The sequence below is a fragment of the Neobacillus rhizosphaerae genome (assembly GCF_937468385.1).
Taxonomy (GTDB): domain Bacteria; phylum Bacillota; class Bacilli; order Bacillales; family Cytobacillaceae; genus Neobacillus; species Neobacillus rhizosphaerae.
In genome coordinates, this window is the sequence record NZ_CALBWS010000027.1 from 25,794 (window position 1) to 49,730 (window position 23,937).

A 23,937-nucleotide genomic window follows, 5' to 3' on the forward strand; every position below is an offset into this window, starting at 1 on the left:
GGCGCTACAGCTAGAATATATAAAAAAAACGATTAAGTATAACATTCCCTACTTAATCGTATTAAACAATCGTATTATAGTCCAAATATCTGCTCAAATATCTGCTCAAAAATATGAAAGCACGCTCCCTTAGCGTGCACTACACCAGTTGCTCGGTGCTATAGCTAGATAGTTATTACAATTCAATTCAGTATATCATTCACAATCTTGACATATTTCCCAATCGTCCCAATGGACAATCCGTAACGAGTGGCAACCTCCTGCTGGGAAACCTTTTCATGGCGTAGCTTGTGCCACACATACTCAACTGCCCCCGCCCAAGCACGTTTATTTTTCAAGTGGATATTGGCTTTGGAAACTTCCACAAACACAGAGAACCACATTAAATACAAACCAGATTCAATTGCGCCAATCGGTTGATGATTCTCATAAAAAAGCTCGGCAATTTCCTGTGCATCGGACGTTATAGATGGTTTTCCTGACCTGATTAACGAGATATATTCTTTCTCTAAAGTCGTCAATTTCTGATTTTGAAAAAGACGCTTCGATGTAATGATTTCCTCTTTTTTCTTCGAAACAGTCGTGAGGAACAGCGCAAATAATCGCTCCTCAACATATTCGCTCTCAAGCTTTTGAAAAATTGATCCAGAATGATCTTCAAACCCATTTACTGATGCCTTTTCACCATTCCATGGTTCAGAGCCCTCTTTGTCAGGAGTGATTTCCAGCACCTTTTTCCATATACTTTTCGCAAAATTTTCATAGCCAGTGAAATAAGCTGAATAGGAAAGCCAGTAATAAAACGGTCCATCACCATCAAAGCCTTGTTTATATAATTTTTTTAACCATAAATAAGCAAGCTCATATTCCCCTACCAAAGCAAAACTGGTACCAAGCTTAAATTGATGCTCACTAAGAAGAGGTTGAATTTTTTTTAATATCGTAAGTAAATTGGTGACATTTTCCACTTCCCCCTGATAATGGGCAAATACAAGCCTGTTACAGAGGGCATGCAGGTTCCCCGGATTCCGCTCCAACACATCATCTAAGATAGATTCTGCTTTTTCCGACTTGCCTAAATAAAAATAAGCGAGTGCTAAATTGTTGTAAGCCGACCAGTATTCCGGATATTCCTTGACGACATCCTTTAACAACTCAATCGCCTTTGGAAAATAGCCTGACTCTAACAGATCGCGAGCCTGCTCTTGTTTGTATATCAGGTCGTCTTGCTGTAAAAACAGCTCATCCTCCAACTCTTCTGATTCAAAGGTAAGCAGTTCAAGCAAATCCTCCGTGTCTTCCGAAAAATCACCATCCGGATCCAGCTGTAAATATAGCTTGGCATGGTGATAAGCATCTTTAAAAAATCCCATATAGGCATAATTATTGGCCAATAAATAATGGCACTCCACCATTTCGGAGTCTAGTTCTTCAAGGATGTGATGCAAGAGTCGGTTAGAATTTTCAAACTCGCCAAGTTCTGTTGACACAATGGCCAGCTGGCATGTAATCATCGGTTCACCCGGCTCAAGCTGCATCGCTCGCCCAAGATATTTTTTTGCTTTGATAAAATCACGTCGATGGTATGCCTTTAAACCCTTCGTGAAATAATATTCCCCCGTAGGAACAAATGAAAGTATCTTTCCCTTATGCATTCTTGCCTCCGCTTTCTTTCCCATGAAGTCCTCCAAATTTTCAACATAACTAATCTAGTATATCATATTTGGGGGTTGTACGAGAAGGGATTCAGTATGGTTGTTGATGGCAAATTTTTGTGGGACCTATTTCCACACTTCTGTAAGGATATCAACATATTCAGGGAAAATATCGACACATATTTGAAGGAGAGCTACAATTTTTCGGGGATATTTCACCTTTTTTGGGGATATCTACAAATTTTTGATGGATATCTACAATTTTTTTGGGGATATCTACACATATTTGAAGGATAGCTACAATTTTTTGGGGATATCTACACCTATTTGGAGGATATCTACAATTTTTGGGGGATATCTATAAATTTTTGAAGAATATCTGCAATTTTTTTGGGGATATCTACACCTATTTGAAGGGTATCTGCAATTTTTTGGGGATATCTACAAATTTTTGAAGAATATCTGCAATTTTTTGGGGGTATCTACAAATTCCTCCTGAATACAACAGCCCACAACAAAACCAGCCCCTCTTTAGGACCGGTCTTTGTGTCTTTCTTCTAAAGTACGCAATACTTCTTTAAATGGTAGCCCTTGCTCCACTAATAATACTTGCAGGTGATAAAGCAAATCGGCCGTTTCCCACTTCAGCTCTTCATGATCGCGATTCTTGGCTGCAATAATCACCTCGGCTGCTTCTTCCCCGACTTTTTTCAAAATTTTATCGACGCCTTTTTCAAAAAGATAGCTGGTATAAGCACCCTCTTGACGCTCCTGCTTGCGCTCCAAAATAACCTTCTCAAGTGTTGATAATATTTGATAGTCCTTCATGCTAGGAGGACGCTCTAAACCCCCTTTCGAAAAACAACTGACCGCACCCGTGTGGCAGGCATGGCCCCTAGGGTTAACAAGCACGAGCACTGTATCTTGATCACAGTCGTACTGGATACTAACGACTGACTGGGTGTTCCCGCTAGTCGCTCCTTTATGCCATAACTCCTGACGTGAGCGACTGAAAAACCACGTTTCCCCAGTTTCCAGTGTTTTCTCAAGAGATTTCTCGTTCATGTAGGCGAGCGTTAGTACTTCCATTGTTTCGGCATCCTGGATAATGGCTGGAACAAGCCCTTTTTCATCAAATTTCACGTTCATCGAACGACAACTCCTTTTTCCCGCAAATAGCCTTTTACTTCATGGACTGAAGTTTCTTTATAATGAAAGATAGAGGCTGCGAGTGCAGCATCGGCCTTTCCATCCAAAAAGGCTTTTTCAAAATGTTCGGCATTCCCGGCACCACCTGAAGCAATTACCGGAATCGGTACCGCCTCACTTACAGCCATCGTTAGCTCAATGTCGAATCCGTTTTTCGCGCCATCGCTATCCATACTAGTTAATAAAATTTCTCCGGCACCAAGATCGGCCGCCTCCACTGCCCACTCTATTGCTTTTTTATCAGTAGGCTTCCGTCCTCCATGGGTATATACTCGCCATGTCCCTAACTCTTCATCAAATTTAGCATCAATCGCCACTACGATACATTGCGAACCGAAATAGCCAGCACCTTCCTTAATCAACTCCGAATTTAGAACAGCTGCTGTATTCAATGACACTTTATCAGCTCCAGAGCGAAGAATTTTCTTCATGTCTTCCAAAGAATTGATGCCTCCTCCAACCGTAAATGGAATTGCCAGCTCAAAGGCAATGGCCTTGACGACTTCAACCATTGTTTTCCTGCCCTCGACGGAAGCAGAAATATCAAGGAACACAAGCTCGTCTGCCCCTTGCTCATCATAAAACCGTGCAAGCTCAACGGGATCACCGGCATCACGAAGCTGGACAAATTGAATCCCCTTTACGACACGACCATCCTTTACATCAAGGCAGGGAATGATTCGCTTTGTTAATGTCATATCGGAGCCACCTCTTCCAATGCTTCCGTTAATGTAAAGCGACCTTCATAGATGGCTTTACCAACAATTGCTCCGTTTACACCTTTTGCTGCAGCTAAAGCCTGTAAATCTGCAAGACTGCTTACCCCGCCTGAGGCGATGACATTTTTTCCAGTTACTTCAGCCATTTCACAAACAGCTGCAATATTCGGGCCTGTTAGGGTTCCATCGGTGGCAATATCGGTAAAAATAAATGTTTCAGCCCCAGCATCAGCAAAACGTTGGCCTAGTTCAACCGCTGTTAACTCTGAAGAATTCAGCCAGCCATGGGTGGCAACATAGCCATCTTTGGCATCAATACCCACTGCAATTTTTTTACCAAATTTCTTAATCATTTCGATCGCAAATTCAGGCTTTGAAACAGCAATGCTCCCAATAATCACTCGGTCCACGCCATTTTCCAGATAGTGAAGAATATCGTCCTCGGAGCGAATACCGCCACCAATTTGAATTTTTGTCTTTAGTTTTTGCGCGGCCTCAATCACAAAACGGTCGTTGACTCGCTTGCCATCCTTTGCACCATCAAGGTCGACCATGTGAATCCATTCAGCGCCGTCAATTGCAAAGCTTCGAGCCATATCAAATGGCAACTCTCCATAAATCGTTTCTTTACGATAATCCCCTTGAAGAAGACGAACACAATTGCCGCCCCGCATATCAATCGCCGGGTAGATCGTGAAGCTCATCGAACCGCCTTCCTTTCTTCAACTATTTTTAAAAAATTTGCGAGAAGGGCCATCCCAAGTTTGCTACTTTTTTCAGGATGAAATTGCATCCCCAATACATTGTCTCTTCCTACTACTGCTGAAACCTGTTCATGGTAAACTGTTTTTGCCAGGAGTACATCGGAATTTTCCGCATTTACAAAATAAGAATGGACGAAATAAACATAATCCTCTTGTAAATTGTTCAAAAGAGGTGACGACTGGACAAATTCAAGCCGGTTCCAGCCCATGTGTGGAACTTTGTATGGAATGCCTGCAAGCGTTCGCCCCGGAAAACGATGAACACTTCCCGGCAATAATCCTAGGCCTTCCGTTAAGCCATTTTCCTCACTTTGCTCAAACAGCAGCTGCATGCCAAGACAAATTCCGAGCAGCGGTTTCCCCGTTGCCGCAAATTCCTTAATCGTTTCTCCTGGGAGCCGTTCCATCGCATCACGAAAGGCACCTACTCCTGGGAGAATCAAGGCATCGGCATGACATAATTTATGTTTATCAGCAGAAATAAAATATTCGGCACCGAGTCGTTCTAACGCCTTGCTTACGCTAAAGAGATTTCCCATGCCGTAGTCAACAATACCAATCATGTTGTTACCACCTTTTTGGTACGGTGCCTGACACCGCCCGGATTTTGTCGATTTTAAGAAAAGCGGAAGCGGCCGTTTAGCGGCGTATGGACTGGAGCACTTTGACTGAGATAAATGTAAACTCGCCGACTGGCAAGCCGTTAGGCGAAGACAGAGGCTTAGTTGAATTTATGCGTTCAGAATTTAGGGAATAAATTCTGATTAGCTAAAGGAAACACGGAAAGCGTTAGCGCTCCGATGTTGACTTATCGTAGGGAAAAGGGCAAAGTACACTAGCCGCTGGGCGCTGGAGCTGGACAATTCTCAAAGTCGAAAATTTTATACTTTCTTATTTTGAAAAAACGGTGCCTTTCTTCTATAACATCCCTTTAGTCGATGGGATGCCGTTAATGCGCGGGTCAATCGTGGTTGCTTCGTCGAGTGCCCGGCCAAGTGCTTTAAAAACTGCCTCGATCATATGATGGGTATTTTTTCCACAATGAACAATCACATGGAGGTTCATCCGCGCCTCAAGGGCAAGCTTCCAAAGAAATTCATGGACAAGCTCGGTATCAAAGCTACCCACCTTCTGTCCTGGGAACTCCGCTCGCATTTCGAGATGCGGGCGGTTGCTGAGATCGACCACTACCTGGGCTAGTGCTTCATCCATCGGTACAAACGCATTCCCGTAACGCTTAATGCCTTTTTTATCTCCAAGTGCTTCGCGCAGTGCCTGGCCCAGACAAATACCGATATCTTCCGTTGTATGGTGATCATCAACTTCGATATCGCCTTGGGCGTCAACAGTCAGGTTAAATTGGCCATGTTTAGTGAATAAATCCAGCATATGACTTAAGAATGGGACACCTGTTTCAAGATTGGACTGGCCATCCCCATCAATTGCTAACGATAGTTGAATTTTTGTTTCATTTGTTTTCCGTTCGATGCTTGCCACTCTTTCCATGAAGCTGCCCTCCTTGAATGATTACTTTCTTTTATAGACTCTTTGGGTTGGAATGTATTTCCAAAAATAAAAAATGATATAGACAATTTTCCTGTTCTGTTGAGGTATCTTGTCCTTAAGAGCCCTTATTAACCTACAAACATGACATGCAAAGAAGCTATTTATCGTTGTTGAGTCTTATTTCGACAGCTCGGGCGTGTGCCTCAAGCCCTTCCATTCTGGCAAATTCAGCTATCTTCGCTCCGTTGTCGGTTAAAGCCTTTTTGCTGTAGATGATCACGCTCGATTTCTTTTGAAAATCATCGATATTAAGTGGACTTGAAAAACGGGCCGTTCCGTTTGTCGGTAGCACATGGTTTGGCCCTGCAAAATAATCGCCAACAGGCTCGGAACTGTATCGGCCGATAAAAATGGCTCCAGCGTGACGAATCTTCCCGAGAAGCTCAAGTCCATTTTCAGTGATAACTTCAAGATGTTCGGGCGCTAATTGGTTAACTATATCAATCGCTTCGTCGAGATCAACGGTTACATAGATGGCTCCGTAATCTGCAATTGACCGTGTCGCAATTTCCTTACGCGGCAGCAATGCTAACTGCTGTTCGACTTCTAACGACACAGCTTCTGCCAATTCTAGCGACGGAGTAACTAGAACGCTACAGGCTCGGGGGTCATGCTCTGCCTGTGATAACAGATCGGCCGCAACCTCGTCAGCCCTTGCTGTATCATCTGCTAATATCGCAATCTCACTCGGTCCGGCAATCATATCAATATCGACATCGCCGAATACCTCACGTTTCGCCAATGCCACAAAGATATTTCCAGGGCCGGTAATTTTATCAACAGCGGCAATCGATTCCGTTCCATAGGCAATGGCTGCAATTGCTTGCGCCCCGCCAACCTTATATATTTCCTCGACGCCCGCTTCCCTTGCCGCAACGAGCACCGCTGCTGGCAATTTCCCATGGACGTTAGGCGGCGACACCATTACAATTCGTTTGACACCGGCCACTTTTGCTGGAATTACGTTCATCAACACCGATGAGGGGTAGGCAGCCGTACCGCCTGGCACGTATACTCCAACCGAATCAAGCGGGGTTATTTTTTGTCCCAGAATTGTTCCGTTCTCTTCCGTTGTCATCCACGATGGCCGGAGTTGCTTTTCATGAAAGGAGCGGATATTATCCGCCGCTTCTCGAACAATTGCCACAAATGAATCCTTCATCTGACCATAGGCCTCTTCAATTTCTTTTTCTGGTACGGAAAAAGAAGACAAGTTGACGCGATCGAATTTCTCTGTGTACGTTCTTAAAGCTGCGTCACCATGAGTACGTACATCAGCGATAATGTTTTTGACGATAGACTGCTGTTCAAAGGTGCCAGTTTCAATCGAACGTTTAAGCGATACCTGGTCAGACACTTTAACTATTTTCATATTTTGCCCTCCCTATGAAACCACTTCATGTAGCCTTGTTACCAATTCGTCAATCCGAGTGTCTTTAATTCGATAGCTGACAGGATTGACAATCAGGCGCGATGTCACATCAACCATTCGTTCGTATTCCACGAGCCCATTTTCCTTTAATGTCCGGCCAGTTGAGACAATATCAACGATTCTGTCGGAAAGGCCGATTAATGGAGCCAGTTCGATGGAGCCATTCAATTTGATAATTTCAACCTGTTCCCCTTGCTCGCGAAAATAGGCTTCCGCCACATTCGGATATTTGGTCGCGACTCTTGGGGCCACATCATTCATATTTGTATCTGGAAGACCGGCAACCGCCAAATAGCAATAGCTGATCTTGAGATCAAGCAGTTCATAAACATCGCGCTCCTCCTCAAGCAGCACGTCCTTCCCGGCAATTCCCACATCAGCAACACCGTGCTCAACATAGGTAGCAACATCCATTGGCTTGGCTAAAATAAATCGGAGGCCTTCCTCGGCGACCTCAATGATCAATTTTCTTGAATCGTCAAATTCCGGCGGCAGCCTGTAGCCTGCTTTTCTCAGTAAGCCCACTGCTTCTTCAAAAATTCTCCCTTTTGGCATTGCAATCGTTAGGATGTTACTCATCTGTGTGTCCTCCGATTAAATAGGTCGTCCCGGCAAATTTTTTTGTAAAGGCATCTAAATTTTTTACACCGGTAATGTCCTGAAGCAAGGCAGACTTACCTTGCCTATGCATTTCTTTGGCTAGTTGAAAGGCTTCCTTTCTCCGCTCCTGGCTGAAAAAAATGCAGTGAGTGGAATTTTTTACGTCTAGTTCTCCTAAGGCTTCGAGCAGCATATCAAGCCGAACCGCAAACCCGGTCGCCGTTGCTTTTTTTCCAAACTTCTCAATTAAACTGTAACGGCCGCCATTTCCGATAGGAAATCCGACATTCCCAGCATACGCCTCAAATAAAACGCCAGAATAATAGCTCATATGGCTGACAATTGAAAAATCGAATTTCACCTGCTCCTCCACGCCATAATCCTTGATAACATCCCAAAGCTCCCTCAGTTCGAGGAGGGCCTGCTTGCCCTTGCCATTTTCAATAAGATCGAGGGCATTGCCGATAACCTCTTCACCACCCCTTAATTGGAGTAGCATTAATAGTCTCTGCTTATCGATTGATGATAGCTGGAGGGAGTTCACATGCTCTCGATAGCCGACATAATTTTTTTCATATAAAAATTTTCGTAGCGCTGTTGCTCGTCCGTTCGTTCCGAGGATTTGCATGAACAACTCCTGGGCAAAGCCGACATGACCAATCGAAACTTGAAATTGCCTCAGTCCCGCTTTTTTTAAGGAAGAAATCAGTAAGGCAATAACCTCGCCATCGCAAGAAACGGTATCCTCGTTCAGACATTCAATACCAATTTGCTCAAACTCAGCAGGTCGCCCTCCCTCCCGCTGCTGGGCCCGGAAAACATTAGCAGAGTATGCTAGTCTTACTGGAAGATCCTCATCTAATAGCTTGGAGGCTGCTACCCGAGCGATTGGAGCCGTCATATCCGGTCTGAGTACTAGCGTATGCCCCTCTTTGTCGAGCAATTTAAAAAGCTGTTGGTCGACAATGGCCGATGCCGCCCCGACAGTCTCGTAGTATTCAAGTGTGGGTGTTTCGATAAATTGATAGCCCCAAAGTTTCATCGTTTCTGCCATGACTGACCGAACGCGAAGCTTCTTTTCATATAACTCTGGCAACGTATCGCGCATTCCTAAAGGCTTTTCAAACATAAACAAGCGACTCATTATGCTCATCCTTTTTCATTTTGCTTTAGTCTGATAAATCGGTAGTGAGTTAAAGTTAATTAGTTGTATTTTACCCCTCGATAATCTTTTCGTCAATGAAAAAATCATCATGCGCCAGGGATGGGACATGCTGCTGAAGGTGAATTCCGAGCGAATGTGGATAGATTCCGCTAATTTTTTGGATTTATTCCGCTAATTTTTTGGATTTATTCCGCGCGAATGCGATTTTTTTCCGCCGGTTTTTGAATGTATTCCGCCAACTCGGACTGGATTTCCGCCAACTCCACAAATTACTCATCAGCCCGAAAAAACTCCATAAAAAAAAGCCCGGGTTTCAGCAAACCAGGCTCCATTCAAACATCATATGTTATTTTTCCCACCATAAATCGGGTCATCCGCCCAGCGCTTAGTCAGTTCTTCCTTCGAGTAAATCACCCGCATTGGGTTGCCACCGACAAATGCCCCAGCAGGAACATCCTTATGGACAAGCGTTCCGGCCGATACAATCGCCCCATCGCCAATCGTCACTCCAGGAAGAATCGTCGAATTGGCACCGATCATTACTTCGCTCCCAATCGAAACAGGGCCGAGCCGATACTCTTTAATTAAATACTCATGCGCCAGGATGGTCGTGTTATAGCCGATAACCGTGTTACGGCCAACGCTAATTTTTTCAGGAAACATCACATCCAGCATGACCATTAACGCGAAAGAGGTTTGCTCCCCAACCTTAAGTCCTAGAAATACCCGATAAAGCCAATTCTTCATCCCCAAAAATGGCGTGTAACGTCCTAGCTGAATCACAATAAAATTTTTGACTACCTTCCAAAATGGCACAGTCTTATAGACATGCCATAAAGAGTTCGCCCCTTCAACTGGGTAGCGAGTCGTATCTCTCATTCTTCTCACACTCCGAGAACAGTTAATAAATCAGCCATTTTCTCTAGGATGTAATCCGGTTCGTATTTGGCAATATAGTCTCTTCCTTTAATGGACCAGGCCACACCTGCAGACAGCGTGCCGGCATTTTTCCCGGCTAAAATATCATGGTAATTATCGCCGACCATAAGTGTTTCCTCAGGAGCAGCATCTAATTGCTCAAGCGCATGTAAAATGGGCTCCGGATCTGGCTTAACTTTTGTCACATGATCAAGTGCGACAATCACTTCAAAAAAGCTATCAAGATTCATCAGGCGCAGACCCTTCAAGGCGACGTCATGACGTTTCGTGGTGACAATTCCGAGTTTGTAACCTTTTTCGAATAAAGTTTGAACCGTGTCGAAAACACCTTCAAACTCTCTCACCAGTGCATCGTGATTTGCGAGATTAAATGCACGATATTCCACTATCATTTCCTCAACACGGTCCGGATCAACTGTACTAAAGGCTTCTTGCAAGGTGGGCCCCATAAATGGTAAAACATCCTCGCGCTGGTACTTGCTTGGATAATATTTTTCAAGCGTATGCAAATAAGTCGAAATGATTAATTCATTTGTATCAATTAACGTTCCATCTAAATCAAAGAGTATTGTCGTAATTTTGTTGTTCATAGGTTGCATCCTTTCTTTTCGCTAGCCCCGAGCGCTTCCAAATGGTGCCGACAACTAAAGTTAACACAATCGCGACCCCCAGCCGGATTAAAAACAACGGCCAAACGGGGATGCCGAGCGGAGCAAAAATTAACGTATCCTCGATAACCGCATGGCAGGCCATTAGAAAAATAAACGCCAGCGTAATATCCTTTTTGCTTACTCCATCTTCCTTAACGGCTTGGATCATCACACCGGCACCATAAGCTAAGCCGAATAATAAACCGGCGGCCATCGTCGTTGAGGTGTTCTCCTTCATTCCGAGTGTCTTCGTGACCGGGGCCATCGTTCTTGAAAACTTATTTAACCATTGTAAATCCTTTAAAATTTGAATCACAACCATTAGCGGGATGACAATCATCGCTAACTGTAATATGCCCAGCCCCGCTTTTTGAATGGCTTCAACTATGATGGCCGCGATTCCGTCAGCATGTTGCGCACTCGGCTGAATCAAGCCATATTGAGCAGTCTCCCTGCCTCCATGCCAAACAAGATTAATCACGACAGCAGACAGAAGCGCAAGTCCAGGCCTTGTGATCAGGACCACCCACAGCTTCACGCCTGCTTTCAAAGCAACGCCTGATTCAATAAATAAATTATGGGAAAAGGAAAGCATTACGGCTAATATAAACACTTCTTTTACCGAAAAATCGAACGTCAAGATGGCACCAATTGCCGCATACAGGTTGAGGAAATTCCCGAGAACAAGTGGAATCGCGGCATCCCCGGACAAACCTAGCAATTTCATAAGCGGGGAAATCATTTTTATTACCCATGGCAAAACTGGTGTATACTGCAGCACTGCCACAATGAGGGTAACTGGAAAAATAACTTTCCCTAGCGTCCACGTAGTCTTAAAGCCAACCAATAACCCCTTTTTCAATGAGTTTTGCAGCATCCCCAAAGTTCCCCCTATTTGCTACAAATTCGCTTGATCTAAGTAATGTGCATCAGCAAGTTTCTTTTGGCGGCGGTAAAGTAAAATCGCCGCTGCTCCAACAATCAAGGCAAGCGAAATCATTTGCGCCATTCGCATGCTACCTAGCATTAGACTATCCGTCCTTAATCCTTCAATGAAATAGCGGCCGACTGAATACCAAATGACATAGGAAAGAAAGAGTTCCCCGCGACGTAAATTCACACGTCGAAGCAAAATTAATAGAATAAAGCCGGCAAAATCCCAAACGGATTCATATAAGAACGTTGGATGATAATAGGCTCCGTTAATATACATTTGATTGATAATAAAGTCCGGTAAATGCAAGTTTTCAAGAAAAGACCTTGTTACTTCACCACCATGGGCTTCCTGGTTCATAAAATTTCCCCAGCGACCGATTGCCTGACCAAGAATAATACTTGGGGCGGCGATGTCAACAATTTTCCAAAAAGAAATTCCTCGTTTTTTCGCAAAAACAAGCGCTGTTATTACGGAACCAATCAAGGCGCCATGAATGGCAATTCCACCATTCCAAATTTGCGGAATTTCAACCGGATGATTAACATAATACTTCCATTCAAAAATCACATAGTATATGCGCGCTGAGATAATCGCAATTGGAATCGCCCAAAGCATCAAATCGGCAAAGATGTCTTTCGGGAGTCCCCTGCGATCACCTTCTCTAATGGCAAGAAACAATGCCAGTGCGAGACCTGAGCCAATAATTATTCCGTACCAATGCACTTCAATCGGGCCAAGTGAAAAGGCAATTGGATTCAGTGGCTGAATATTTTCGTTCATCTCTCTATCACCTTTCCTCTTAGATATCTTCCTGATCTACGTCTTCAATCACATCAGAGAGTCTCTCTGTAAATTGCTGTGCTGCATTCACGCCCATTCGTTTTAAACGGAAGTTCATCGCCGCAACCTCAATAATAACAGCCAGGTTTCGTCCAGGACGGACAGGAACCGTCAGTTTTGTTACCTCAGTATCAATAATTTTCATTTTCTCTTCATCCAAACCAAGGCGGTCGTACTGCTTTTTGGAATCCCAAATTTCTAAATCCATGATGAGCGTGATGCGCTTATTACTGCGAACGGCACCAGCACCAAAAAGTGTCATCACATTGATGATCCCTAAGCCGCGAATTTCCAATAAATGCTCGATTAATTCCGGAGAGGTACCGACTAATGTATCCTGGTCCTCCTGACGAATTTCTACGCAATCATCGGCGACAAGGCGATGACCGCGCTTGACCAATTCTAAGGCGGTTTCACTTTTTCCGACGCCGCTTTTTCCGGTAATTAACACACCAATTCCATAAACGTCAACCAAGACGCCATGGACAGCTGTTGTTGGTGCCAGATTGCTTTCTAAATAATTGGTTAGACGGCTTGAAAAACGGGTGGTCTTCATACTCGTCCTTAAAACAGGTACAGATTCGCGTTCCGCTGCTTCTATTAACTCCACCGGCACTTCAATATCTCTCGTGACGATAATTGCCGGAGTAATATCGGTGCATAACCGTTCCATTCTGGAAATGCGTTCACCTTCAGGTAGCTCTTCAAAAAAGGACAGCTCTGTTTTCCCTAAAAGCTGGATCCGTTCAGCCGGATAGAATTCAAAATAACCAGCCATTTCAATTCCTGGCCGTGAGATATCACTCGTGGTGATGGGGCGGTTAATTCCCTCTTCACCGCTGACCAATTCAAGCTGGAATTTTTCCAATATATCTTTGGTACGTACTTTTGGCAAGAATCTTCCTCCTCAAACAGACTAAATTTTTTTAATAAAAATCTTGAGTTCCAGCTCTCAACCCAATCATGAAAATGAACTAGATAGGAGGAGAACAGCAACATAATAAAGGCGGTATGAGCAAAGCTGATCTTTACTTCATTCTCAGTGAAAAAAGTATATGGGTCAACAATTACTAGATAAACTGATCAAGTTTGCGACGCTCTGCCCCTTTACCATAGAAAAAGATTCAAAAAAATTCATATCTCTTATTTTAGCATTATTTGAAAAAGAACCAAAAGGAAGTTGTTCAAAATGACAAATAAAAAAAGATGCGCACCACTAAGTAGCAGCGCGCACCGGATTATTTAATGCTTCGATTTTCTTGATGGATCGAGAATTGTTTTTTGAATCACTAAGTTGACGAGCGACATCAGTACCGCAAAAAACAGGGCCATGCCAAAGCCATGGATCTCAAAGGCATCCCCCATTAACCAATCCGTCAGCTCGAGGGTCATTGCATTGATGACAAATAGAAACAGACCCATCGTTAAGACCGTCACTGGTAAGGTAAAGAGAATGAGGAGCGGGCGCACCAGAACATTTAAGATGGATAATAAAATGCTCGCCTGAAATGCGGCCATAAACCCTGTAATGTAAAAGCTTTCGTGAAAATAGCCCGCAAGTGCCATAAACAAAACCGCATTAATCAAACATCCAATCAGCCATCTCATTTTACCGTCTCCTACTTATTCCTCATGTGATTTTTGAATCGAAATCGAACCTGTTTTGGTATCGGCAACGATTCTTACCATTTTATCAGGATGGTTGACGGATTGGAAGCGGAGCGATTTTTGAATCATTTCACTTTTCTCCTCAAGAACCTGGACGCCGACAAGGTTCAAATTAAAGCCGCCAAGATTGGTCCTGAATTCGCCATTGACAGGTGCACTCTCTGGGACAAACAAGTCAATGCCACCCGTTGTTGCTTTTGCTTGAAGCAATTCGCATCGATTTCCGCGAACGTTGTAGCTAATATTTCCGTTAAACGACTGGGTTTCAACCCTTTTAAAATCACCTTCAAGCATAATCGCACCGTTAATGGTCTCTGCTTCAATATCATCGAACAGACTGCTAATCATCTTGATTTTTCCGTTCGCGGTTTCCAACTCTGCCTTTTGCCCATTCAAACGGTTAACAGTTATTTTTCCATTGGCGGTTTTCACCCGCAAATCTTGGACATTCATTTCTTCACTGGTAACCGCACCATTAAACATTCTAATACGAACTCGCTCATATTGCGCCTTTGGTACATAGATGATTGTCTCTACCTTCATCCATTTTTGCTGGGTCATAAATCGTAACTTCTGGTTTTCCACCGAAAAAATGACATCTCTTAAAAAGTTTTGCCGCGCCTGGTCCTGATTTTCTACCCGGTAAACCTTTGCCTGACACTCAATCCTTACGTCTGGTTGATCCCAGACAGCAAGCTTCACCGAACCATTCGCCACATCAATATCCACATCTTTCAAATCGACATTCCCATGCTGAAAAATATGGGAAATATCCACGGATTGTCCGAAGTTTAAGTCAAAATCAAGGTCTTTAATTTTTTTCAAAGCACCATCGACAAAGTCAAAAATTTTATCCTTTGTCGATTGGTATTTCGCCTGAAAAGGGTCCTCCTTTTTCGCTTCCTCAAATTGAACGGCCGTCGACAGCTCGTTAACAATTTGCTCCTGCTTCTCTTCCATTGTTTTCTGAGCCTTTTCCAACTCATCCAGCAAGGTTAACGCTTCATCAACTGCCAGTTTTCCTTCCTCGACCATTTTTAAAATTCGTTTTCGTTCCTCTTTCATCGTCTCCACCTCAGATATAAAAATTTTTCCCTCTTAAATCTTATTCAGCTGTTAGGACCTTTACGCCTTTTACAATATTCCAAATGAGGACAATTATCCAAATGAGAACTAACACAACAATACTAATAATGGTAAAAACAGGGATCTGGTCTTGAATTGTAGCAAAATCATACCAGACAGCAAAAACAATCAACGGTGTCGGAATCAGCGGAATTAAATGCGATAACAGCGCCTTTTTCGCATGCTGCTTTGTCATTTCATCCCCAGTCGCAAAATACACAGCCAGTGGAAAAAGAAACCCCGCAAAAAATATACTAAAATAGCACAATCCTGAAAGAACTTTTCTTGAATCCATATCATTCATCACCTCTATCTTTAATTTACGAAATGACAGGTTGAAAGTTTCGTATTATTTTTGTTTTTTAAACTGTCATACCTATCTTCGCCTAACGACTATGTATTTATCCCGCATTAACGGGCAGTAAATCCCCCAAATGAAGACATTTCGGGAAAAATATAGTTAGGGGACAACTAACATCGGCAGGGGATGAAGGACAACCCCACAAAAGGAAGTTTCACCTTATAAATCAGCGCGAGAGGTTCGATATTTTAGTTCAAAAAACTTTTGCAAGCCATCAGCAAACATATTAAAGCTATATATTGTCACGGCAATCGCCGCAATAACGGAAAACGGAATCCACTGATAGGTAAAAATATCAGCCGTAATCGTCGAAAACATCGTTGGCCAGGCAAGGGAGGTATTCACCACTTCATAGGCACCCCACTCATTCGTAATAAACTTATGGGTAACATAAACATGGACAATACCAAGCTGTGCAAGCAAGAAAAGCACCCTACCTAAATCATTGATAATTAAAATAATAAGATGCGGAATCACGACAGGCATATAATAGTTTTTAAACATTCGAAATGGTGTACCACCAGCGACAATTCCCGCTTCAATATACGGTCTTTTCTTTGTTTCCTTCATGTTTTGCAGAATAATTTCAGCCACCCTTCCCGTTTCAAGAACAGCAAGAATAAGAATAACCCACAATCCTCTATCCTTGGAAAAAAAGATTAAGGGCAGTGTCACGAAAAAGGTAACAAAAAAGATTGGCGGCATAAAGGAAAACAGCTGTTGCCAGCCCTGTAGTATTTTTTCAAGCAGTTTCGAATAGAACCCGCCAATGGCTAACGGAATGGCCAATACATAACGAATAACAATGACCAAGACGACGATGGTCAATGTTTCTTTCGCTCCCATAATAATAAGGCTTAAGATATCAACACCTTTGTGATTACTTCCCAGCGGGTATCCTTCCCTTGGGGCAAAAGGCGGCAGGAGAAAGCTCCCTTTCTCCGTTTTTATTACTCCCGTTTCTTTTAAATCACTATCTACAAATGGCAATGACGGTCCAGCAAAAACGAAAAACAACAAAATGAGCAAAAAAAGTGAACTAATCCAGAGCTTCCAATTCTTCAATTCTATTCATTCCTTTCCAACGGAGATACCAATCCTCTGCCGATTACACTAAGGACCTTCGCCAGAAAGATAACTGCGGTAAAGAGGATAACATACCCCGCTGCAGGGTAAACCCCGATTGTGAAATCCTGACCAACCATGAAATATTTCGGGGACATAACCGTTTCGTAAAAAAAGAAAGCCGCCCCGCGGTAATTTGTCAGGAACTCGACAATAAATAAGTTTGATAGCGTATAAAGGGTAATTGTATTCGTATGGCTCAATATTTTCACAAAACAATTTTTCAAGACATGGCGATACAATACTTTAAAGGAGGATGTTCCTTTGGAAAAAGCTGTTCGGATGTAATCCATCCCCTGCTCGTCACGGATGCTGAAAAAGGTAATATTGGCTATGTAAAATAGCGGATAAATCGATAAAAAGATAATATCTAGTAGAACGACACTAGGCTGGTCACTGCCGTAAACGATAATATGGGGAAGCAGTCCGGCCTCAAAGCCTTCCATGATCAGCAACTGTAGGGCAATTATTAAAAATAAATCTGGAATCGAGAGGAAGAATCTAGTCGTACTGACACCGAACAACCTCCCTCTACGGTTGCGAATTCGATAGTCGAAAATTCCTTTGGCAACTCCTAGGAAAAAGCCTAAAAGTAGGGCTGGAATGGTAATCAGCATGCTTTTTTGGAATGTGCGCCAAACATTTTCCGTTAACGAGTATCCATTATTTACAGTGCCAAGTCCTTTTTTATCCTTAATATATTGAAAAAAATCCTTAAATTGTTTCAGATGCGCATCAACGGAATAATTATAGGATGCACTTACATACATCCCGCCTGCCCCAGTTTGATAGGTGGTAGAGCGGGGTAAGAGAAGCAATGATAGGAACAGAATGATTGTAATCAACCACAATAGTGTCTGTTGGAAAATAGAACGCAAAACCATCTTTTTATCTCCTTTTGTTGGTATTCTCCTATCATTCTACTAATATTTCAAAATTTTTTCAATTTTGCGAAATAATTTCGCGTAAAGATTTTTTTGAAAATAGTATAGCGGTGGCCATCTGGGGTTCACGTTGGTCTTTTGGGGGAATATTGCCGATTTGAGCTGGGATTCCGCCAGCTTTTGGATCTCGCCAACCTGTATATTAAATAGGAATAATCACCTAGGGATTACCGACCATATTTACATTCATAAGGAGAAAACTGAATAAACCTTGTCCCCTATTCATAGTGTAAAGAGAATTTACTTTTAACTACTCTTACGTTTTGGAGGGGGTTGTTTTGATATCATTCCGCAATGTAAATAAGCATTATGGTAGTTTTCATGTTTTAAAGGATATTAGTTTAGAAGTGGATCAAGGCGAGGTTGTTGTCGTCATTGGACCCTCAGGCTCTGGCAAAAGCACGATGCTGCGATGTATTAACCGCTTAGAAACAATTTCTGACGGCGAATTGGTTGTCAGTGGCATCCATGTAAATGGAAAACAAACTGATATTAACGACCTTCGCAAAAATATCGGGATGGTGTTTCAACATTTTAACTTGTACCCTCATAAGACAGTTTTAGAAAATATTACATTAGCACCTATTAAAGCACTGGGTGTGGATGAGAAAACGGCGCAAGAGACAGCCGTTTTCTATTTGGAAAAGGTCGGAATTCCTGAAAAAGCAAATTCATATCCCTCGCAATTATCAGGGGGACAGCAGCAAAGGGTCGCGATTGCCAGAGGGCTCGCAATGAAGCCGAAGCTCATGTTATTTGACGAGCCTACTTCAGCTTTAGACCCGGAAATGATAGGCGAAGTTTTGGAAGTAATGAAGCAGCTGGCAACAGAAGGAATGACGATGGTAGTAGTCACGCATGAAATGGGCTTTGCCCGAGAAGTCGCCGATCGTGTTGTGTTTATGGATGAAGGGAAAATTGTTGAGGAAGGAAGGCCAAGCGAGTTTTTTGCCCAACCGCAAGCTGAGCGAGCCCAGCTCTTTTTAAAACGTGTCTTAAATCATTAAATAAGGGGGAAATTGGTATGAAAAAATGGTTGTTTATAGGGGTCATTTTTACATTAATCGCGGCTTTGATGGTTGGTTGCGGGAAGTCATCCTCAGGCAGTAAGAGTGACGGCACCTTAGCAAAAATTAAGGAGCGGGGAAAATTTGTCGTCGGTGTTAAATACGATACGTACTTATTCGGATATAAAGACCCAAAATCAGGGGATGTCACCGGCTTTGATATCGATATTGCTAAGGCCCTTGCAAAGAAAATCTTAGGGGACGAAAAGAAAGTAGAATTAGTAGAAATCACATCGAAAACGCGGATACCGAAGCTAAAAAATGGGGATATTGATGCGATTATTGCGACGATGACGATTACGGAAGACCGCAAAAGAGAAGTTAATTTTTCAGATGTGTATTTTGATGCCGGTCAATCGTTGTTAGTGAAAAAAGGCAGCTCAATCAAGAGTGTCGATGATTTGAAAAAAGGGACAAAGGTAATCGCCGTTAAAGGAGCAACATCTGGTGATAACGTTAAAAAAGCAGCCCCTGAGACAGAACTATTAGAATTTGAAAACTATGCTGAAGCGTTTACGGCCTTAAAATCCGGTAAGGGAGATGCCCTTACAACTGATAACTCAATTTTATACGGGATGGCCGCTCAAGATTCAGATTATGAAGTAGTTGGCAGTACCTTTACAGAAGAACCATACGGAATTGCGATGGTAAAAGGCGATCAAGAATTTGTTGACTATGTAAATAAATTTTTGAAAGATCTACAAGGTAGCGGTGAATACGCCAAAATTAAGGCAAAGTGGATTAAAGAGTAAGATTATCATAATAGAGGATGGGCTTAAATACCCCATCCTCTTTAATGAACGAGGAGGATGCAAATGCTTGATTTCTCCATACTAACAACATACTATGATTTGTTTTTCAAAGGCTTCCTAACGACGATAGAGGTCAGTATTATTGGCCTGATTTGCAGTTTTATCCTGGGAGTTATTGTCGCAGTCATGCGCATTGCTCCGCTGCGAATCTTAAACTATTTCGGGACATGTTTTGTTGAGTTTATCAGGAATATTCCGCTGATTATTATTGTGTTTTTCTTTTATCACGGATTAAGTGTTTATATCAATTTAAGCGGGTTTGCCGCGGGAACGATTGGACTGTCAATTTATACAGCTGCCTTTATTGCCGAGGCCGTTCGTGCAGGGATTCAGTCTGTTGATAAGGGGCAAATGGAAGCCGCTCGTTCCTCAGGTTTGAAATATATTCAAGCGATGAGATACGTGATTTTGCCCCAGGCGGTAAAAATAGTGATTCCTCCGATTGGGAATCAGTTTATTAACCTTGTAAAAAACTCCTCGATATTAGGGGTTGTTGCCGGGATGGAATTAATGTATTTTGCCGATTACATTCATGAAAAAACCTATGTAACTTTTGATACCTATATTTTTGCAGCGATGTTTTATCTAGTGTTAACCATCCCATTAAGCTTATTTGTCAATTATTTGGAACGAAGATTGGCGAGAAGCTATTAAAAGGGGAGATGAAAAATGGATTTTATTGGTGCATACTCATCCGGCAATCTTGGGTATTTATTTAAAGGTTTCCTAATCACACTCGAGGTCGCTGTTATTTCCATCATCTTAAGCTTTCTAATCGGCAGCCTCTTAGGGACCATTCGTTATGCTAAAATACCTGTTCTTTCAAAAGTAGTGGCAGTTATTGTCGAGACAATCCGTAATTTGCCTTTATTACTTATTATTTTTTTCGTTTATTTTGGTTTGCGTGAAGTTGGCTTAAAGCTAGAAATTATTCCTGCCGCCATCATGGCATTAACAATTTTCGAATCAGCGATGATTTCTGAAATCGTAAGAAGCGGCTTGAACTCGATTGAAAAAGGGCAAATCGAAGCAGCAAGATCTTCTGGATTAACCTACATCCAAACCATGTGGCACATTATTCTTCCGCAAGCATTAAAGCGGATGATTCCCCCGCTGGTAAGTCAGTTTATTTCCTTATTAAAAGATACTTCACTGGCCGTCGTGATTACATTGCCGGAAATGTTCCATAACGCCCAAGGGATTTACAACGGAAATTTCAACTTTGTTATCCCACTTTTTCTATTAGTAGCCATAATTTATTTCATCGTAAATTACGCCTTATCGCTTGTGGCCAGAGCATTGGAAAAACGGTTAGATACTGAAGGAAAGCACAGAGGCAGGGGTAGCGGGAAGAAGCCAAAGTCCCTATCAGGTCAGCTTTCGTCATAAAAACAAAGCGGCATTACAGGCCATGCATTCACTATATAGTTTAGAACGAGGGCGTTCCATAGGCCGAAAAAAAAGCTAAAACACAAGGTTTTAGCTTTTTACGGTCATTTCTTTCTCTTCAATTTGCTGTTTCATTCGTAAGCGATCACGTTCAAGGATTGGTTTTAAGTATTTGCCTGTGTAGGACGCTGGGACTTCCGCGACCTTTTCGGGCGTTCCCGTTGCAACAATGGTTCCACCTTTATCTCCGCCTTCTGGTCCAAGGTCGACAAGATAATCAGCTGCCTTAATGACATCGAGGTTGTGTTCGATGACTAGAACGGTATCGCCGTTTTCAACCAAGCGTTGCAGAACAACGAGCAAACGAGAAATGTCATCAACATGCAGGCCCGTTGTCGGCTCATCTAAAATATAAAATGATTTGCCCGTGGACCGGCGGTGCAGCTCGGAAGCAAGCTTGACACGCTGGGCCTCTCCCCCGGATAATGTTGTCGCTGGCTGACCGAGCTTGATATAACCAAGTCCGACATCCAAAATCGTTTGCAGCTTACGGCTGATTTTTGGAATGTTTTCGAAAAATTCAACTGCTGCTTCAACGGTCATATCAAGGATGTCGGATATATTTTTCCCTTTGTACTTCACTTCTAGCGTTTCACGGTTATAACGTTTTCCATGACACACTTCGCAAGGAACATAAACATCGGGTAAAAAGTGCATTTCGATTTTGATAATCCCATCACCGCGGCAGGCTTCGCAACGTCCACCTTTCACATTAAAGCTAAAGCGACCCTTTTTATAACCTCGGACTTTCGCTTCGTTTGTTGAAGCATACACATCACGAACATCATCAAAGACTCCAGTATAGGTTGCCGGATTCGAGCGCGGCGTTCTGCCAATTGGAGACTGATCGACATCAACGACTTTTTCTAAATAATTAATTCCTTTGATGCTCTTATGTTCACCAGGCTTGGTTTTCGCATGATGAAGCTTTTGTGCCAGCGATTTATGAAGAATCTCATTGATGAGTGTACTTTTTCCTGATCCAGACACTCCGGTCACCGCTATAAACATACCTAGTGGAAGTTTTGCATTGACATTTTTTAAATTATTTTCGGAAGCACCCTTGATTTCGATATAACGGCCATCCGGCTTTCGGCGTTCCAAAGGCAGGGGAATAAATTTCTTACCCGCCAAGTATTGCCCCGTCAGCGAATTCGGGTCGGCCATCACCTCTTCAGGAGTTCCCGCTGAGACAATTTCCCCACCGTGTACGCCAGCACCTGGGCCAATATCAATCAAATAATCGGCTGCGAGCATTGTATCCTCGTCGTGCTCGACGACAATCAGGGTGTTGCCGATATCGCGCATGCTTTGTAGTGTCCCGATTAAGCGGTCATTATCACGTTGATGAAGTCCAATTGATGGTTCATCTAAAATGTACAACACACCCGTAAGCCTTGAACCAATTTGTGTTGCCAAGCGAATCCGCTGGGCCTCTCCACCTGAAAGTGTGCCAGCTGTACGGCTAAGGGTTAAATAATCGAGGCCGACATTAATTAAGAAGCCAAGGCGTTCACTAATTTCACGGAAAATTAACCGCGCAATTTGCATTTCTTTTTCTGAAAGCTTTAAGTCGGCAAAAAACTGCTGCGCTTCTTCGATGGAAAGGTCAGTCACATGTGCAATATGGTGACCATTAATTAGAACTGCCAAGGTTTCCTTTTTCAAACGGTAGCCTTTACAGGTTGGGCATGGTTGCTGGGCCATGTACTTTTCCATTTGCTCACGGATATAATCAGAGCTTGTCTCTTTATAGCGGCGCTCGACATTGCGGATGACACCTTCAAATTCAATATGTCCCTCGCGAATTTGGCCGAAATCGTTCTCATAGCGGAAGTAAATTTTTTCGCCAGCAGAACCATAGAGAACTTTCTCCAAAAGATTCTCTGGAATGTCCTTAACTGGAATATTCATATCAACGCCGAAATGATTGCAAACTGCCTCAAGTAGCTGCGGGTAATACTGCGAGCTGGTCGGCTCCCAAGGAGCAATTGCGTGCTGCTTTAACGTTAAATCCTTATTGGGAATGACAAGATCGACATCGACTTCAAGTTTAGAACCTAGTCCGTCACACTCTGGGCAGGCACCAAACGGACTGTTAAAGGAAAACATTCGTGGCTCTAGCTCCCCGATGGAAAAACCGCAGTGAGGACAAGCATGATTTTCACTAAATAACAGCTCTTCTTCGCCCATCACATCGACGATGACTTTTCCTCCTCCAAGCTTCAAAGCCGTTTCAAGAGAGTCTGCAATCCTGGCAGCAATCCCATCCTTGACGACAATCCGGTCGACGACCACTTCAATGGAGTGCTTTTTATTTTTTTCAAGCTCAATGTCGTCTCCGAGATCGACCATTTCTCCGTCAACGCGGACACGGACGAAGCCTTGCTTTTTAATGTCTTCGAAAACTTTAACATGAGTTCCTTTACGACCGGAAACGACTGGGGCAAGGATTTGCATTTTTGTCCGCTCAGGATATTCAAGAATCCGGTCAACCATTTGCTCAATCGTTTGTGAGGAGATTTCGATATGGTGAATCGGGCAGGTCGGGTGTCCGACCCTCGCAAATAATAATCGTAAATAATCATAAATTTCTGTCACCGTCCCGACCGTTGAGCGCGGGTTGCGGCTTGTTGTTTTTTGATCAATCGATATCGCTGGGGATAAACCCTCAATCGCATCGACATCGGGCTTATCCATTTGACCAAGGAATTGCCGTGCATAGGCCGAAAGTGATTCGACATAACGTCGCTGTCCCTCGGCATAAATCGTATCAAACGCGAGCGAGGACTTCCCCGAACCGGAAAGTCCCGTCAAAACGACAAGCTTATCTCTCGGAATCGTGACATCGATATTTTTTAAATTATGGGCCCTGGCGCCTTTAACAATTAATTTTTCCATCGCCATCTG

24 protein-coding genes are annotated in these 23,937 nt (G+C 43.0%); 4 read left to right on the forward strand and 20 right to left on the reverse strand.

Features of this window, described 5'->3' with window-relative positions:
* Positions 1-182 precede the first annotated feature (182 nt).
* The 19 genes from M5A78_RS18050 to M5A78_RS18140 all read right to left on the reverse strand — a co-directional run bounded on the left by M5A78_RS18050 (position 183) and on the right by M5A78_RS18140 (position 17,639).
* Positions 183-1,679 carry a tetratricopeptide repeat protein gene (locus M5A78_RS18050; RefSeq protein ID WP_248736677.1) on the reverse strand — a complete coding sequence of 499 codons (1,497 nt, stop codon included), beginning with the start codon at positions 1,677-1,679 and terminating at the stop codon, positions 183-185.
* 507 nt (positions 1,680-2,186) lie between these two features.
* A complete protein-coding gene (hisIE, locus tag M5A78_RS18055) occupies positions 2,187-2,804 on the reverse strand; it encodes a bifunctional phosphoribosyl-AMP cyclohydrolase/phosphoribosyl-ATP diphosphatase HisIE (protein ID WP_248736678.1) in 618 nt (205 codons plus the stop codon).
* Complete coding sequence (gene hisF / locus M5A78_RS18060; protein WP_248736679.1) at positions 2,801-3,562, reverse strand: imidazole glycerol phosphate synthase subunit HisF; 762 nt, start codon at positions 3,560-3,562, stop codon at positions 2,801-2,803. The genes hisIE and hisF overlap by 4 nt, the downstream gene beginning before the upstream one ends.
* A complete protein-coding gene (gene hisA, locus M5A78_RS18065; RefSeq protein WP_248736680.1) occupies positions 3,559-4,287 on the reverse strand; it encodes a 1-(5-phosphoribosyl)-5-[(5-phosphoribosylamino)methylideneamino]imidazole-4-carboxamide isomerase in 729 nt (242 codons plus the stop codon). Before hisA ends, hisF begins: the two co-directional genes overlap by 4 nt.
* Complete coding sequence (hisH, locus tag M5A78_RS18070; protein WP_248736681.1) at positions 4,284-4,910, reverse strand: imidazole glycerol phosphate synthase subunit HisH; 627 nt, start codon at positions 4,908-4,910, stop codon at positions 4,284-4,286. The genes hisA and hisH overlap by 4 nt, the downstream gene beginning before the upstream one ends.
* A 355-nt stretch (positions 4,911-5,265) precedes the next feature.
* Positions 5,266-5,853, reverse strand: a complete 588-nt coding sequence (gene hisB / locus M5A78_RS18075; protein WP_248736682.1) for an imidazoleglycerol-phosphate dehydratase HisB — start codon at positions 5,851-5,853, stop codon at positions 5,266-5,268.
* 157 nt (positions 5,854-6,010) lie between these two features.
* On the reverse strand, positions 6,011-7,285 hold the full coding sequence (gene hisD / locus M5A78_RS18080) for a histidinol dehydrogenase (RefSeq protein ID WP_248736683.1): 1,275 nt from the start codon (positions 7,283-7,285) through the stop codon (positions 6,011-6,013).
* Between the two features lie 12 nt (positions 7,286-7,297).
* Positions 7,298-7,924 (reverse strand): ATP phosphoribosyltransferase, encoded by a 627-nt coding sequence (gene hisG, locus M5A78_RS18085; protein WP_248736684.1) that lies wholly within the window; start codon positions 7,922-7,924, stop codon positions 7,298-7,300.
* A complete protein-coding gene (locus M5A78_RS18090; protein ID WP_248736685.1) occupies positions 7,917-9,089 on the reverse strand; it encodes an ATP phosphoribosyltransferase regulatory subunit in 1,173 nt (390 codons plus the stop codon). Before M5A78_RS18090 ends, hisG begins: the two co-directional genes overlap by 8 nt.
* Before the next feature lie 360 nt (positions 9,090-9,449).
* Positions 9,450-9,989 carry an acyltransferase gene (locus M5A78_RS18095; RefSeq protein WP_248736686.1) on the reverse strand — a complete coding sequence of 180 codons (540 nt, stop codon included), beginning with the start codon at positions 9,987-9,989 and terminating at the stop codon, positions 9,450-9,452.
* Between the two features lie 5 nt (positions 9,990-9,994).
* Positions 9,995-10,639 (reverse strand): pyrophosphatase PpaX, encoded by a 645-nt coding sequence (gene ppaX, locus M5A78_RS18100; RefSeq protein ID WP_248736687.1) that lies wholly within the window; start codon positions 10,637-10,639, stop codon positions 9,995-9,997.
* Positions 10,608-11,576 carry a nucleoside recognition domain-containing protein gene (locus M5A78_RS18105; RefSeq protein WP_248736688.1) on the reverse strand — a complete coding sequence of 323 codons (969 nt, stop codon included), beginning with the start codon at positions 11,574-11,576 and terminating at the stop codon, positions 10,608-10,610. Before M5A78_RS18105 ends, ppaX begins: the two co-directional genes overlap by 32 nt.
* 21 nt (positions 11,577-11,597) lie before the next feature.
* The gene (gene lgt, locus M5A78_RS18110) at positions 11,598-12,416 is read right to left on the reverse strand and encodes a prolipoprotein diacylglyceryl transferase (RefSeq protein WP_248736689.1); all 819 of its coding nucleotides are present in this window, start codon (positions 12,414-12,416) and stop codon (positions 11,598-11,600) included.
* 19 nt (positions 12,417-12,435) lie between these two features.
* Positions 12,436-13,371 carry an HPr(Ser) kinase/phosphatase gene (gene hprK, locus M5A78_RS18115; RefSeq protein WP_248736690.1) on the reverse strand — a complete coding sequence of 312 codons (936 nt, stop codon included), beginning with the start codon at positions 13,369-13,371 and terminating at the stop codon, positions 12,436-12,438.
* A 347-nt stretch (positions 13,372-13,718) separates the two neighbouring features.
* Entirely contained in the window at positions 13,719-14,084 is a 366-nt protein-coding gene (locus M5A78_RS18120) for a phage holin family protein (RefSeq protein WP_248736691.1), read from the reverse strand.
* 15 nt (positions 14,085-14,099) lie between these two features.
* Positions 14,100-15,209, reverse strand: a complete 1,110-nt coding sequence (locus M5A78_RS18125) for a DUF4097 family beta strand repeat-containing protein (RefSeq protein ID WP_248736692.1) — start codon at positions 15,207-15,209, stop codon at positions 14,100-14,102.
* 40 nt (positions 15,210-15,249) lie between these two features.
* Entirely contained in the window at positions 15,250-15,564 is a 315-nt protein-coding gene (locus M5A78_RS18130; protein ID WP_248736693.1) for a DUF4870 domain-containing protein, read from the reverse strand.
* A 225-nt stretch (positions 15,565-15,789) separates the two neighbouring features.
* A complete protein-coding gene (locus tag M5A78_RS18135; RefSeq protein WP_248736694.1) occupies positions 15,790-16,695 on the reverse strand; it encodes an ABC transporter permease subunit in 906 nt (301 codons plus the stop codon).
* 2 nt (positions 16,696-16,697) lie between these two features.
* Positions 16,698-17,639 carry an ABC transporter permease subunit gene (locus M5A78_RS18140; protein WP_248736695.1) on the reverse strand — a complete coding sequence of 314 codons (942 nt, stop codon included), beginning with the start codon at positions 17,637-17,639 and terminating at the stop codon, positions 16,698-16,700.
* A gap of 338 nt (positions 17,640-17,977) precedes the next feature.
* Here M5A78_RS18140 and M5A78_RS18145 point away from each other — a divergent pair, with 338 nt between their 5' ends.
* The 4 genes from M5A78_RS18145 to M5A78_RS18160 all read left to right on the forward strand — a co-directional run bounded on the left by M5A78_RS18145 (position 17,978) and on the right by M5A78_RS18160 (position 20,967).
* Complete coding sequence (locus M5A78_RS18145) at positions 17,978-18,706, forward strand: amino acid ABC transporter ATP-binding protein (protein ID WP_248736696.1); 729 nt, start codon at positions 17,978-17,980, stop codon at positions 18,704-18,706.
* Between the two features lie 17 nt (positions 18,707-18,723).
* Positions 18,724-19,518 (forward strand): glutamate ABC transporter substrate-binding protein, encoded by a 795-nt coding sequence (locus M5A78_RS18150; protein WP_319942317.1) that lies wholly within the window; start codon positions 18,724-18,726, stop codon positions 19,516-19,518.
* Between the two features lie 63 nt (positions 19,519-19,581).
* Positions 19,582-20,232, forward strand: coding sequence for an amino acid ABC transporter permease (locus tag M5A78_RS18155; protein ID WP_248736697.1), 651 nt, complete (start codon positions 19,582-19,584; stop codon positions 20,230-20,232).
* A 15-nt stretch (positions 20,233-20,247) separates the two neighbouring features.
* Entirely contained in the window at positions 20,248-20,967 is a 720-nt protein-coding gene (locus M5A78_RS18160; RefSeq protein WP_248736698.1) for an amino acid ABC transporter permease, read from the forward strand.
* A gap of 90 nt (positions 20,968-21,057) precedes the next feature.
* Here M5A78_RS18160 and uvrA read toward each other — a convergent pair whose 3' ends face one another.
* Positions 21,058-23,934 (reverse strand): excinuclease ABC subunit UvrA, encoded by a 2,877-nt coding sequence (gene uvrA, locus M5A78_RS18165; protein WP_248736699.1) that lies wholly within the window; start codon positions 23,932-23,934, stop codon positions 21,058-21,060.
* Between the last annotated feature and the right edge of the window lie 3 nt (positions 23,935-23,937).

Excerpts from the sequence above, each read along its gene's own strand:
- uvrA (WP_248736699.1), bottom strand. The coding sequence starts at position 23,934 with ATGGCGATGGAAAAATTAATTGTTAAAGGCGCCAGGGCCCATAATTTA.
- hisD (WP_248736683.1), bottom strand. The coding sequence starts at position 7,285 with ATGAAAATAGTTAAAGTGTCTGACCAGGTATCGCTTAAACGTTCGATT.
- hisG (WP_248736684.1), bottom strand. The coding sequence starts at position 7,924 with ATGAGTAACATCCTAACGATTGCAATGCCAAAAGGGAGAATTTTTGAA.
- M5A78_RS18125 (WP_248736692.1), bottom strand. The coding sequence starts at position 15,209 with ATGAAAGAGGAACGAAAACGAATTTTAAAAATGGTCGAGGAAGGAAAA.
- M5A78_RS18150 (WP_319942317.1), top strand. The coding sequence starts at position 18,724 with ATGAAAAAATGGTTGTTTATAGGGGTCATTTTTACATTAATCGCGGCT.
- M5A78_RS18090 (WP_248736685.1), bottom strand. The coding sequence starts at position 9,089 with ATGAGTCGCTTGTTTATGTTTGAAAAGCCTTTAGGAATGCGCGATACG.
- M5A78_RS18095 (WP_248736686.1), bottom strand. The coding sequence starts at position 9,989 with ATGAGAGATACGACTCGCTACCCAGTTGAAGGGGCGAACTCTTTATGG.
- M5A78_RS18140 (WP_248736695.1), bottom strand. The coding sequence starts at position 17,639 with ATGGTTTTGCGTTCTATTTTCCAACAGACACTATTGTGGTTGATTACA.
- M5A78_RS18155 (WP_248736697.1), top strand. The coding sequence starts at position 19,582 with ATGCTTGATTTCTCCATACTAACAACATACTATGATTTGTTTTTCAAA.
- hisH (WP_248736681.1), bottom strand. The coding sequence starts at position 4,910 with ATGATTGGTATTGTTGACTACGGCATGGGAAATCTCTTTAGCGTAAGC.
- hisIE (WP_248736678.1), bottom strand. The coding sequence starts at position 2,804 with ATGAACGTGAAATTTGATGAAAAAGGGCTTGTTCCAGCCATTATCCAG.
- M5A78_RS18105 (WP_248736688.1), bottom strand. The coding sequence starts at position 11,576 with ATGCTGCAAAACTCATTGAAAAAGGGGTTATTGGTTGGCTTTAAGACT.
- hisA (WP_248736680.1), bottom strand. The coding sequence starts at position 4,287 with ATGAGCTTCACGATCTACCCGGCGATTGATATGCGGGGCGGCAATTGT.
- hisF (WP_248736679.1), bottom strand. The coding sequence starts at position 3,562 with ATGACATTAACAAAGCGAATCATTCCCTGCCTTGATGTAAAGGATGGT.
- M5A78_RS18160 (WP_248736698.1), top strand. The coding sequence starts at position 20,248 with ATGGATTTTATTGGTGCATACTCATCCGGCAATCTTGGGTATTTATTT.
- M5A78_RS18050 (WP_248736677.1), bottom strand. The coding sequence starts at position 1,679 with ATGGGAAAGAAAGCGGAGGCAAGAATGCATAAGGGAAAGATACTTTCA.
- M5A78_RS18130 (WP_248736693.1), bottom strand. The coding sequence starts at position 15,564 with ATGGATTCAAGAAAAGTTCTTTCAGGATTGTGCTATTTTAGTATATTT.
- ppaX (WP_248736687.1), bottom strand. The coding sequence starts at position 10,639 with ATGAACAACAAAATTACGACAATACTCTTTGATTTAGATGGAACGTTA.
- M5A78_RS18120 (WP_248736691.1), bottom strand. The coding sequence starts at position 14,084 with ATGAGATGGCTGATTGGATGTTTGATTAATGCGGTTTTGTTTATGGCA.
- hisB (WP_248736682.1), bottom strand. The coding sequence starts at position 5,853 with ATGGAAAGAGTGGCAAGCATCGAACGGAAAACAAATGAAACAAAAATT.
- lgt (WP_248736689.1), bottom strand. The coding sequence starts at position 12,416 with ATGAACGAAAATATTCAGCCACTGAATCCAATTGCCTTTTCACTTGGC.